Annotated in this window: 9 protein-coding genes; 6 read left to right on the top strand and 3 right to left on the bottom strand. The window is 44.0% G+C overall.

Features of this window, described 5'->3' with window-relative positions; translation table 11 throughout:
• Nucleotides 1–2 precede the first annotated feature (2 nt).
• The 5 genes from G460_RS0113195 to G460_RS0113175 all read left to right on the top strand — a co-directional run bounded on the left by G460_RS0113195 (nucleotide 3) and on the right by G460_RS0113175 (nucleotide 4,038).
• On the top strand, nucleotides 3–1,202 hold the full coding sequence (locus G460_RS0113195; RefSeq protein ID WP_026955803.1) for an NADH:ubiquinone reductase (Na(+)-transporting) subunit B: 1,200 nt from the start codon (nucleotides 3–5) through the stop codon (nucleotides 1,200–1,202).
• A complete protein-coding gene (nqrC, locus tag G460_RS0113190) occupies nucleotides 1,189–1,953 on the top strand; it encodes an NADH:ubiquinone reductase (Na(+)-transporting) subunit C (protein WP_026955802.1) in 765 nt (254 codons plus the stop codon). The genes G460_RS0113195 and nqrC overlap by 14 nt, the downstream gene beginning before the upstream one ends.
• Before the next feature lie 29 nt (nucleotides 1,954–1,982).
• Nucleotides 1,983–2,666: an NADH:ubiquinone reductase (Na(+)-transporting) subunit D gene (locus tag G460_RS0113185; protein WP_026955801.1), complete on the top strand. Its 684-nt coding sequence runs from the start codon at nucleotides 1,983–1,985 to the stop codon at nucleotides 2,664–2,666.
• A gap of 13 nt (nucleotides 2,667–2,679) precedes the next feature.
• On the top strand, nucleotides 2,680–3,291 hold the full coding sequence (gene nqrE / locus G460_RS0113180) for an NADH:ubiquinone reductase (Na(+)-transporting) subunit E (RefSeq protein ID WP_026955800.1): 612 nt from the start codon (nucleotides 2,680–2,682) through the stop codon (nucleotides 3,289–3,291).
• A 120-nt stretch (nucleotides 3,292–3,411) separates the two neighbouring features.
• Nucleotides 3,412–4,038: a 3-keto-disaccharide hydrolase gene (locus tag G460_RS0113175; protein WP_026955799.1), complete on the top strand. Its 627-nt coding sequence runs from the start codon at nucleotides 3,412–3,414 to the stop codon at nucleotides 4,036–4,038.
• Nucleotides 4,039–4,092: 54 nt separating this feature from the next.
• Here G460_RS0113175 and G460_RS0113170 read toward each other — a convergent pair whose 3' ends face one another.
• Complete coding sequence (locus G460_RS0113170; protein WP_026955798.1) at nucleotides 4,093–5,748, bottom strand: hypothetical protein; 1,656 nt, start codon at nucleotides 5,746–5,748, stop codon at nucleotides 4,093–4,095.
• A gap of 211 nt (nucleotides 5,749–5,959) precedes the next feature.
• On the opposite strand from G460_RS0113170, the gene G460_RS0113165 reads away from it, so the two are divergent.
• Nucleotides 5,960–6,523 carry a DUF502 domain-containing protein gene (locus tag G460_RS0113165; RefSeq protein ID WP_026955797.1) on the top strand — a complete coding sequence of 188 codons (564 nt, stop codon included), beginning with the start codon at nucleotides 5,960–5,962 and terminating at the stop codon, nucleotides 6,521–6,523.
• 62 nt (nucleotides 6,524–6,585) lie between these two features.
• Here G460_RS0113165 and trxA read toward each other — a convergent pair whose 3' ends face one another.
• The gene (trxA, locus tag G460_RS0113160; RefSeq protein WP_026955796.1) at nucleotides 6,586–6,906 is read right to left on the bottom strand and encodes a thioredoxin; all 321 of its coding nucleotides are present in this window, start codon (nucleotides 6,904–6,906) and stop codon (nucleotides 6,586–6,588) included.
• A gap of 277 nt (nucleotides 6,907–7,183) precedes the next feature.
• Nucleotides 7,184–11,470 carry a DNA polymerase III subunit alpha gene (dnaE, locus tag G460_RS0113150; protein WP_026955794.1) on the bottom strand — a complete coding sequence of 1,429 codons (4,287 nt, stop codon included), beginning with the start codon at nucleotides 11,468–11,470 and terminating at the stop codon, nucleotides 7,184–7,186.
• Nucleotides 11,471–11,563 lie beyond the last annotated feature (93 nt).

The following is an 11,563-nucleotide window of genomic DNA, read 5'->3' as shown; positions in this document are numbered from 1 at the left end:
ATATGAAGGCATTACAAAATCTCTTCGATAGTATTAAGCCAAACTTTGAAAAGGGCGGCAAATGGGAAAAGTTCTATACCCTTTATGAAGGACATAGAACGATCGTATTCGCACCGGACTTGGTGACCAAATCCAAAGGTGCGCAAATCAAGGATGCAGCAGATCTAAAGCGTGTGATGATCACCGTCGTATTGGCGATGATTCCTGCATTGCTTTTCGGTATCCTCAATGTAGGTGAGCAGCATTTCTTGGCAGTAGGCGAAAGCGCTACTTTCTTGGACAAGGCTTTGTTCGGCTTGATTTCCGTACTTCCTATCCTGATTGTCTCTTACGCCATTGGTTTGGCTACTGAGTTTGTTTTCTGCGTGGTCAGAAATCACCCTGTCTCTGAAGGGTTCCTGGTTTCAGGGATGCTGATCGCCTTGGTGATGCCTCCGCATGTGCCACTTTGGCAAGTAGCTTTGGCTACCATCTTTGCGGTAGTGATCGGTAAAGAAGTATTTGGAGGTACAGGGATGAATATCCTCAACGTCGCTATGACTGCGAGAGCATTCCTTTATTTTGCTTATCCTGCTCAGATCTCTGGGGATCAAGTTTGGACTTGGTTGGGAGACAAAGCTGCTGTGGATGGATTCTCAGGAGCTACTGCACTAGGCGTAGCCTATAATGCAAGTGCTGAAGGTACACCAGTAGTAGATGCCTTGGCCTCGCATAATGCCGGCTTAGGAGCAGACTTTAGTTTCATGAATATGTTTATGGGTTGGATCCCAGGCTCTATTGGTGAGACTTCTACCTTGATGGCTTTGATCGGCGCTGTGATTTTGGTATATACCGGAGTGGCAAGCTGGAAGATCATCGTAGGTGGTTTTGGCGGAGCATACGCAATGGGTATGTTGATGAACGTACTTGCTGTAAACGAATATATGGCGATGCCAGCACATTATCACTTGGTGATGGGAGGTCTAGCTTTCGGTGTGGTCTTTATGGCTACAGATCCGGTATCTGCCGCACAAACTGAGACTGGGAAATGGATCTATGGGATTTTGATCGGTGTGATGACCGTGGTAATCCGAGTGACTAACCCAGCCTATCCAGAGGGAATCATGCTAGCTGTTCTTTTGATGAACGTATTTGCTCCTCTGATCGATTATTATGTAGTAAAAGCCAATAAAACAAGGAGGTTACAACGTGCAACAGTCTAACGCATATATTATCACATTTTCGGTCATCTTGACCGTCGTTCTTGGCTTGCTTTTATCAGGTACGTCTCAGGTTTTGGGACCAATGCAGCGTGAAGCAGAAGCTTTGGATAAGAAAAAACAAATTCTGGGTGCTGTGATCTCTGGCGAGGAAATCGCTGCTATGACTCCTCAAGAAGTCAATGAGTACTACACCAACAGAATCTCTTCCGTCGTAGTGGATATCAATGGAGAGGAAGTCACTGAGCAAAATGGTGCTGCTGTGACTGCTGAAACTGTAGATATTGCAAAAAACTATAAGAAACCAGCTGAAGAAAGATTATATCCAGTATTTATCTATCACGCAGAAGGAAGTTCTGATAAGGTAGAATCTTACATCTTCCCGCTTTACGGAGCAGGTCTATGGGATGCGATCTGGGGCTTTATCGCTTTGGATACTGATATGAACACTGTAGGAGGTATTACCTTGGCTCACGCTGGTGAGACCCCTGGTCTGGGTGCTCGAATCACCGAGCCAGGTGTGCAGGCACGCTATGTAGGCAAAGAGATCTTCGATGACTCTGGAGACTTGGTTGCTGTGGAGATGCAAAAGGGTGAGGGGAAAGATTACTCTTCCCAGCCGCATCAAATTGACGGAATGTCTGGAGCTACCATCACCGGAAAAGGTGTCAACAATATGTTGAAGGACTATCTAGGTCACTATCAGGCCTACATTGAATCCAAGAAATCCAATCAGGCTGTAGCCGCTCTTTAATTTTAATCAACTCACAGAATCTAATCGATATGAGTGCTGAAACAGTAGAAAAAGCAATTGAAAAGAAGCCAGCCGAGGCATTTCTTTCCAAGCGCCGGAAAAAATTAGTATCTGACCCTTTGGTAGATGACAATCCAATTACCATCCAGGTATTGGGGATCTGCTCTGCCTTGGCGGTGACCACGCAGATGAAGCCTACCCTTGTGATGGCTATCTCTGTGATTTTTGTGGTCGTGATGTCCAACTTGGTGATCTCTTTGATGAGAAATACCATCCCTAGCCGAGTGCGTATCATCGTGCAGCTGGCTGTAGTTGCGACTTTGGTAACTCTGGTTTCCGAAGTATTGAGAGCTTTTGCATATGATATGTACAAGGAGCTTTCTGTATTCATCGGCCTGATCATTACCAACTGTATCGTAATGGGACGTCTGGAAGCATTTGCCTTGGGTAATAAGCCGTACGATTCCGTATTGGATGGTTTCGGATCTGCTCTTGGATATTCCTGGATCATCCTGACCGTTGCTTTCTTTAGAGAGCTGTGGGGATCAGGATCTGTCTTTGGAATCCCAGTATTTGACTATATCTCTGGTATCTTCGGTCCAGATTTTAAATTGGCTACCAATGGCCTGATGGTTTCCCCTGTAGGAGCATTTGTGATCCTAGGCTTGATCATCTGGGTACAGCGTACCAAAACTGGCTATGTAGAACATTAATCCTGTAGAAGAAATGGAATTATTTAACTTAGGTATTCGGTCGATCTTTATCGACAATATGATTTTCGCTTACTTCCTTGGGATGTGTTCTTTCTTGGCAGTTTCCAAAAAAGTAAGTACAGCTATCGGACTTGGCGCAGCAGTTATCTTTGTATTGACTGTGACCGTGCCTGTCAACTGGCTATTGAATGAATATGTATTGAAAGAAGGTGCTTTGGCTTGGATCAGTGCTGATTTGGCAAGTATCGACTTGACATTCTTGAGATTTATCATGTTTATCGCGATCATCGCTGCGATGGTACAGTTGGTAGAGATGGTGGTTGAGAAGTTTGCTCCGGCTCTTTATGGTGCATTGGGTATCTTCCTTCCTTTGATCGCTGTAAACTGTGCGATCTTGGGTGGATCTCTTTTCATGGCTCAGCGAGATTATACCATTGCAGAATCTGCAGTCTATGGCTTCGGTTCAGGTACAGGTTTCTGTTTGGCCATCGTTGCTTTGGCAGCTATCCGTGAGAAATTGAAATATTCACATGTGCCAAATGGCCTGAAAGGCTTGGGAATTACCATGCTATTGACCGGTTTGATGGGGATCGCATTTATGTCCTTTATGGGCATCGATCTGTAATCAAGATAAACTATACTCAAAAGGGCTTTGGAGAAATTCAAAGCCCTTTTTCTTTTTTTAGCGGTAGGATTTCTAAAGGAGAAAGGCCTAAATTTCGCATTCAAACCTAATTTCACGAACATGAAAAAAATATTTTCATTATTTATCCTGACCCTGATAGCCACTGTTACCTATGGTCAATCCGGTGAGTGGATTGAACTTTTCAATGGAAAAGATCTGGACGGATGGAAGTTGACCACCGATAGCCCTTCTTCATTCCAAGTCGTAGATGGCGAGATCAAAGTAGCCGGACCAAGAGCTCATTTGTTTTATGATGGCCCTGTCGGAGATCATGATTTCAAGGACTTTGAACTCATCGTTGAGGTCAAAACAATGCCTAAGGCAAATTCTGGGATTTTTATCCATACTCAATATCAAGAAACTGGCTGGCCAAACATCGGCTATGAAATTCAAGTGAATCAAAGCCATGGAGACTGGAGAAAAACCGGGAGTGTCTATTCTTTCAAAGATGTAAAAGAAGTCTATGTGGAAGATGGAGAATGGTACACCGAGCATATCATCGTCAAAGGAGATAAAGTGACGGTGAAAGTAAATGGGAAGACCATCAATAAATTTGACGAATCAAAAGATAGAGAAGCGGGTGATTTGGGGACGAAAAAACTCAGCAGCGGGACGATTGCACTGCAGGCCCATGATCCGGAGTCTGTGATCTACTATAGAAGTGTGAAAGTAAAATTTAAAAAATAATAGCATCATTAAAGAAGCCTTGGTCGTCCGATCAAGGCTTCTTTAATTTTCATTCTATTTTTCTGCAATTTCCACCTGGCGAAACATGTATTGATCTTTACTGAGGTCAAGCTTGAACCCACTTTCAATTTGAATGTTTTTTAGGGTCACTTTTTTGGTTATTTGATAGGGAAATGGTTCTACATAAGATTCATCTTTCCTTTGCGGATTGAAATTTCCAAATAATTCTGGCCCTGTATAGTCAGATGTGTGTTCAGCATCTTCTATGGTGAGATTTTCGATTGTTATTTTTTCCGGCATATAGCACACATACCCAAAATCATGCTGCCCTGAGTTATAGCCTCCGATTAAAGCTGCTTGACTGGGCTGTCCATTGCTAGGTCGGAAGACGCAGTCTTTGATAATAAACTCGCCTTCCCACGTACTACCGTAATCAGAACGAAGATTGATCAGGCGATTGCTGGAGATCGTCGTGTTTTCTACCAAAAATGTCCCCGTTCCGATTGCATTGATCCCCATGTGTCCGAGATGTGAATTGCGGATCGTCGCATTGGCTACACCCATGTGAGCATCAAATCTAGAAAGGGTGCAGTTGTCATACAGTAGGTTTTTGCTATAGTTTGATCCTAGGATCCCCCAAAATTTACGGTCGTTGATATCGTTGCTTTGACGGCAATTGATGAAAGAAACATTCAACGATCGGTTGACGGTGAGATCATACGATCCCATGTTGACTGGTTTATCGGCTCTTCCGATCGTACTGTAAGTTTTATGTCCTGTGAATAGCCCATTGATCACTGTGACATTTGCGCAGTCTTGAATCGTGATGAATCCGCTGTATGGAGCACCATGATCACCTTCTCCCGAGATAAAGTGCTGGATACCATCTATGGTGACATTTGATCTGCGGATGAGGAGATTGCGACTATAGTAGTTGTATTTGGACTCTTCCTGATTCGCCAGAGTCGTAAATACGCCTCCTGTGATTTTCAAGGGTTTTGAATCAATCGGAAGGGCGATGATTTCAGTGATTTGATCAAAGTCCCAAATGATGGGGCTAGCAGGATCTATATTGCCTTGTCTGTCCGTTTTGAAAATATCCGTCTGAGGATACCCACTATTTGGGTTGAGTCCGAAGCGAATGTATCGCCTCACGGTGGAGTCTTTGACTGTGATCAAACATTCTTGAGGAAGTGAAATTCCCAGCTTTGCTTGTCCTTTTTGGAGTTTTGATAGTCCATTTACTTGGATGGGAGCTAGCGCAGATTGCACTTCGAAAATTGGCGCATTCCGATTGATTACATCCCTATCATCAATGATGAATTTTGCCTTACCAAAATCCGTGTCCGTTTGAATGATGGCTTTACGATCCTTACCTCCGATATAATAAGTAGCTTCCTTATCTGCTATGACAGGAAGTTGCGTGTCATTAGCCACAGCATGGCTTGCTACGATATTTAATTGGTCATCGGATTGCCCATCACCTGCGGCTCCAAAATCGCTGTATTGTATAAAACCCTGTCTATTGAATCTGCTGAGGTCAGATGTAGAAATAGAAACAACAAGAAATCCTTCTTCGTTTTCAGCTATGCTGGTGGTTGCTTGATCATATAGAAGTTGGATTTTTTCCTGGGAGGACTTTTGTCGGGCTAAAAGATCAAAGCTGCAAATGAATAGTAGAACTAGAAAGAATCGGAGGGGTTTTGCCATTAGATTGTTGTTTGGGATGTGAAAGATGGTTTAGTAAAACCATCCAAAAAGCTAAAAATAGGAGAAAATATTTTTTTGATGGGCTAAATTCACGATCCTGATTAATTTACCGTGATTTGCACAGATATTGATCAGCGCTGATCGGTCATTTACCTTCTGGTAGACGGCTTCTACAGTAAGAAGATTTTAATCTAGAATCAATAAGTAAGCTATGGCATTTACATACAAAAGAATCCTGTCCTACTTTCTGCGAGGACTCTTGTTTTTGACACCGATAGCAGTCACAGTCTATGTGATCTATGCGATTTTTGTCTTTTTGGACAATTTGATCCCGGTTCCCATTCCAGGTATTGGGATACTGATGGTTTTGGGATTGATTACATTTATCGGATATCTGGCAAGTCTATTCTTCACCAGAAGGTTTTTTGACTGGTTTGAGCGGGGCTTGGTACGTATTCCTCTGGTCAACTTACTGTATACTTCTATCAAGGATTTGATGGGGGCTTTTGTGGGAGAAAAGAAAAAATTCAGCTCGCCTGTCATCGTTCAGGTGTCGGATACGCTTTCCAGATTGGGTTTTATCACGCAGGAAGATATGGCAGGAATAGGGGAAGCTGATTTGGTGGCGGTATATTTCCCGCATAGCTACAATGTCTCGGGCAATGTATTTCTAGTGCCGCGTGAAAAAGTCAAGAGACTCGAAGGTATTAAGAGTGCGGATGTGATGAAGTTTATGGTGTCGGGGGGAGTGTCTGATTTGAAAAGTATAGTCTAAAAAAGAAACCCGCAAGAGTTAGCTTCTTGCGGGTTTTTTGTATTGTATAGTAAAGGATTTACTTACAGTTGCGCATCCAATTTTTGAGCTAGTACTGCTTTAGGTACTGCGCCAACTTGCTTGTCTACGATTTCGCCTCCTTTGAAGAATAAAAGAGTAGGGATAGAACGGATCCCGAAAGCTTGCGCCACTCCAGGGTTGGAGTCTACATCTACTTTCCCGATGACTGCTTTTCCTTCGTAATCACCAGCCAATTCTTCTACCACTGGACCGATCATTTTACAAGGTCCGCACCATTCTGCCCAGAAGTCCACCAAAATAGGTTGTTCTGATTTGATTACTTCTTCGAAGTTTGCGTCAGTGATTTCGATTGCTTTTGCCATTTTTATCTGTGTTTAGTTTTTTTCGGATTTCAAATATATGAGAGAAAGTGAATCATCTGGCAATAAGTTCCTAGGGACTTATTTTTTTTGTCTATGAGGGATAGATGGAGTCTTTTTTCGAATGGGAAATAATAGTAAGTAATCATTGGAATCCTGACCTTGACCAGATGCAAAGACTGAAGCGGGAAGACAGAAGACAGAAGAGTCTGCATTAGTCTTCCAGCCCTGAAATCAAAGCCAAATGGGCTTTTGGTATAGAACAAGTATATAGTGAAAATCAAATCACCTTGTAGACTACCTCAGGGATTTCTTTCAGTTCTTTGATCATCTCTGCACTGGGATCGATGGCAAATCGCTTAGAGAAAAGCTCTAGGCTGATGTTTTCTTTTCGATCGATCACATCAAAGTAGAGCTTGGCTTCTCCCTTATACTTCTCAGTGATGGCTTCCAGCTTTTCCATCAGATCCAGACTCAGATCATCCAGATCAATGTTGACCCGAAGACCCTTGACCATTTTGGATCGGACTTCGGACAACAGCGAAATACTGTCGATCTTGAACTCCAGTTCATGCTCGTTCCATTTTTTAGAACCCACTTTTCCTTTGATGTAGAGAAACCATCCTGTCATAAAGTACTCTTTGTACTTGATATAGTCATCTCCGAATAGGAAAAAGGTAAAACCGCCCTGATAATCTTCCATGCTCAGCGTGCCAAAGGGTTTGCCGTTTTTGGTAGTTCGATGAGCAAAAGAAGAAACTGACCCTGCCAACCGGATTTCACTTTTGCTGCGGATGGCTTCCAGATCATTCAGATCAGGAAGTGCGGCATTGGTGAAATTCTCTATTTCCAATCGGTATTGATCCAATGGATGCCCTGAGATATAGAGGCCTACTACTTCTTTTTCGATGTTCAGCTGCTGTAGCTGTGAAAAAGGCTCCATCGGTGTGATCGAAGGCATAGGAATAGCCATGCTGCCACTCCCTCCGCCAAATAGACTGACTTGGGAGCTTTCTTCTTCCTGCTGCACTTTTTGCGCATATTTCACAGCTTTTTCGATCAGCGTCACGTCTCCATCAGCAGCTTCTAGATATTGACGGCGATGGTGCTCGGTAAAGCAATCAAAGCCTCCAGCCATGGCCAGAGCCTCCATCGTTTTCTTATTGAGTGCTCGGGAATTGACTCGCTTCGCAAAGTCAAAGATGTTTTTGAATGGACCGTTTTTCTCCCGCTCTTTAATGATTTCATCCACAGCCGCGGATCCCGCTCCTTTGATAGCGGCCATCCCAAATCGGATTTCTCCTGCGGCATTTACTGTAAATCCGTTTTTGGATTCATTGACGTCTGGACCCAAAACCGGAATTCCCATTCGCTTACACTCTTCCATGAAAAATGTCACCTGAGTGATATCATTCATGTTGTTGCTCAGAACTGACGCCAAGTATTCTGCCGGATGGTGTGCTTTGAGGTAGGCAGTTTGATAGGCTACCCATGCATAGCAGGTAGAGTGGGATTTGTTGAAAGCATAGGATGCAAAGGCTTCCCAGTCCGTCCAGATCTTTGCAAGCTTTTTGGCATCGTGTCCTTTAGCTACGGCTTGATCGACGAATTTTGGCTTCATTTTATCCAATACGTCTTTTTGCTTTTTACCCATTGCCTTTCTCAAGACATCAGCCTCACCTTTGGTAAAGCCAGCGAGTTTTTGGGACAAAAGCATCACCTGTTCCTGATACACCGTGATCCCGTAGGTTTCCTCGAGATACTCTTTCATATCGTCGAGGTCATAGGTGATCGGCTCTGTTCCGTGTTTCCTTTTGATAAAGGAAGGAATATAAGCTAGAGGTCCCGGACGATAGAGGGCGTTCATGGCAATCAAATCTGCAAAAACGGTTGGTTTCAGTTCCCGCATGTATTTCTGCATCCCGGCACTTTCATACTGGAAGATGCCGACCGTTTCACCTCTTTGAAACAATTCGTAAGTTTCTTGATCATCGATGGGGAAATTATCCGGATCAAGCTCGATTCCATGTCGCTCCTTGACGATTTTGCAGGCGTCTTTGATCAGAGTCAGGGTTTTCAGTCCCAAAAAGTCCATCTTCAACAAACCGGCAGATTCTACCACCGAGTTGTCAAACTGGGTACAAACCATGTCTGAATCTTTCGCCAAAGCCACCGGAACGAAATTGGTAATGTCGTCTGGAGTGATGATCACACCACAAGCGTGGATACCCGTATTTCGTACAGATCCTTCCAATACAGTAGCTTGATTGACCGTCTTGGCGGACTCGTCTTGTCCCTGGGCGATTTTTATAAGCTCCTCAGCCTTTTGGATCAGCTCTCCTTGACCTTTCAGTTTATCAGAAAGTGCAGCCCGATCTTTTGCCAAACTGAAGAGTGCTTTGAGTTTGATGTCTGGCACCAAACTAGCCAATCTACCAGCCTCAGGAAGCGGTAAATTAAGCACTCTTGCCGTATCTCGGATGGCGGATTTTGCCGCCATCGTACCGTAGGTGATGATCTGGGCTACCTGATTGGAACCGTATTTTTTGATCACATAGTCGATGACTCTGCCCCGACCTTCGTCGTCAAAGTCAATATCAATATCGGGAAGTGAAACCCGGTCCGGATTCAGGAATCTCTCAAAAAGGAGATTGTAGGATATCGGATCAATATTGGTGATTCCGGTGCAGTATGCCACGGCAGATCCCGCAGCAGATCCACGTCCAGGTCCCACGGAAACTCCCAGCTTTCTAGCTTCTACAATGAAATCTTGGACAATCAGAAAGTAACCCGGATATCCTGTGTTCTCAATCGTCGCCAGCTCAAAGTCCAGGCGCTCCCGGATCTCCGGTGTGATTTCTTCATAGCGCTTTTTGGCACCTTCATAGGTCAGGTGTCTCAGGAAAGCATTCTCCCCACGCTTTCCTCCATCCACTTCATCTTCAGGATGCTTGAACTGTTCGGGGATGTCAAACTTTGGAAGAAGTACTTCTCGGGCAAGTTTGTAAGCTTCTACCTTGTCGACGATCTCCTGAGTACATTCGATGGCTTCTGGCAAATCGGCAAAAAGCTTCTTCATCTCATCTGGAGACTTCAGGTAGAATTCATCATTTGGAAAACCATAGCGAAATTCCCGTCCTCTTTTTCCGATGTATTTTTTCGGTTTTTCTACGAGCTCGCCATCTTTCACACAGATCAAAATGTCATGCGCCTTGGCGTCTGCTTTATCATTGTAATAGCTGTTGTTGGCTGCGAAATATTTGACATCGTATTTCTTGGCAAACTCCAGCAAGACCTCATTGACCTTTTCTTCTTCTGGAATTCCATGTCGATTGAGCTCTACATAAAAATCCTCTCCAAACTGCTCTTTCCACCAGACAAAAGCCTCCTCGGCTTGGGTTTCACCCACATTCAAAATCAAAAATGGAATCTCTCCCCAAAGTCCTCCTGTAGTGGCGATCAGGTCTCCTTTGTACTGCACGAGCAATTCCTTGTCAATTCTTGGGAGATAGTAGAATCCTTCAATATTAGCGAAGGAGGCGAGTTTGGCCAGATTATGATAGCCTGCTTTATTTTTGGCAATGAGGACGGTCTGATAGCCATCGTCCTTTTGGGCTTTGTTTTTTCGGTCTCGGCAAAGGTTAAATTCACAACCAACAATAGGCTTGATCTCTGCGCCCATAGCCGCTTTCACAAAGTGAAAAGCTCCCATCATATTGCCATGATCGGTCATGGCGATAGCTGGCATGTTCAGTGATTTTGCCTTTGCGACTAAAGCCGGGATTTCGGAGGTAGCCTGTAAAACGGAATATTGCGTATGAACGTGAAGATGCGTAAAAGGCACATCCACCAAGTCTGAGATGTCCGCTTTTCCAGCTTGTTTTAAGACGTCTTTCGCAGCAGTCTTTTGGGTGTCTTTTGCTTGTGCAAAGTTAGCCTCAGCCAGTTTTGGAGCTTCGTAAATGACTTCTGAAACAGCGATTCCCTCTTCTGGTTTTAGAACATTTTGAGTGATCAAACCGAAGAAACATCGCGCTGTAGCATCCACGTCATAGGCTGCATCGTGAGCATCATCAAAACCAACACCAAAGAGTTTATGGTGGAGTTCGGTCAGAGTCGGCCATTTGAATTTACCTCCCTTGCCTCCAGGAATAGCACAAAATTCAGTAGAGATGTCTTTGGTATCAAGCTGCTGAGCCGTAAGAGGCATTTCAGTTTCTATCCGGAAATATTCCGAGCCGACTACGTTGACATCAAATTCTACATTGTGGCCTACGAGATACTTGGATTGAGCAACGTCCTTTTCGAAAATCGCCAGCACCTCAGCAAGATCATGTCCTTCGGCCAAAGCTCTTTTGGTCGAGATTCCGTGGACTTTTTCGGCATTGTATGGGATTGTGAAACCCTCTGGTTTGACGATGTAGTTGTGATTCGAAATCAGTTTCCCTTTGGAATCATGCAACTGCCACGCTAGCTGAACTAGCCTAGGCCAATTGTCCACATCGGACATGGGAGCATTGTAATCGCGGGGCAAACCCGTGGTCTCGGTATCGAATATTAAATACATACAGCTACGAAAATTGAGGCTTCAAATTAGGGGTAAAGTAGCAAAGCTGCCAATTCCCTTGAAGGTAATTGTCAAAGAAAATTTTTGAACTGA

This window comes from Algoriphagus vanfongensis DSM 17529 (assembly GCF_000429465.1).
Classification (GTDB): Bacteria; Bacteroidota; Bacteroidia; order Cytophagales; family Cyclobacteriaceae; genus Algoriphagus; species Algoriphagus vanfongensis.
The sequence above is the reverse complement of the archived record's forward strand: the minus strand, read 5'-3'. Positions and strand labels throughout refer to the sequence as shown.

Bases quoted from the DNA above. Each gene is read 5' to 3' on its own strand.
- G460_RS0113195 (WP_026955803.1), top strand. From the start codon at position 3: ATGAAGGCATTACAAAATCTCTTCGATAGTATTAAGCCAAACTTTGAA.
- G460_RS0113185 (WP_026955801.1), top strand. From the start codon at position 1,983: ATGAGTGCTGAAACAGTAGAAAAAGCAATTGAAAAGAAGCCAGCCGAG.
- nqrE (WP_026955800.1), top strand. From the start codon at position 2,680: ATGGAATTATTTAACTTAGGTATTCGGTCGATCTTTATCGACAATATG.
- G460_RS0113175 (WP_026955799.1), top strand. From the start codon at position 3,412: ATGAAAAAAATATTTTCATTATTTATCCTGACCCTGATAGCCACTGTT.
- G460_RS0113170 (WP_026955798.1), bottom strand. From the start codon at position 5,748: ATGGCAAAACCCCTCCGATTCTTTCTAGTTCTACTATTCATTTGCAGC.
- G460_RS0113165 (WP_026955797.1), top strand. From the start codon at position 5,960: ATGGCATTTACATACAAAAGAATCCTGTCCTACTTTCTGCGAGGACTC.
- trxA (WP_026955796.1), bottom strand. From the start codon at position 6,906: ATGGCAAAAGCAATCGAAATCACTGACGCAAACTTCGAAGAAGTAATC.
- dnaE (WP_026955794.1), bottom strand. From the start codon at position 11,470: ATGTATTTAATATTCGATACCGAGACCACGGGTTTGCCCCGCGATTAC.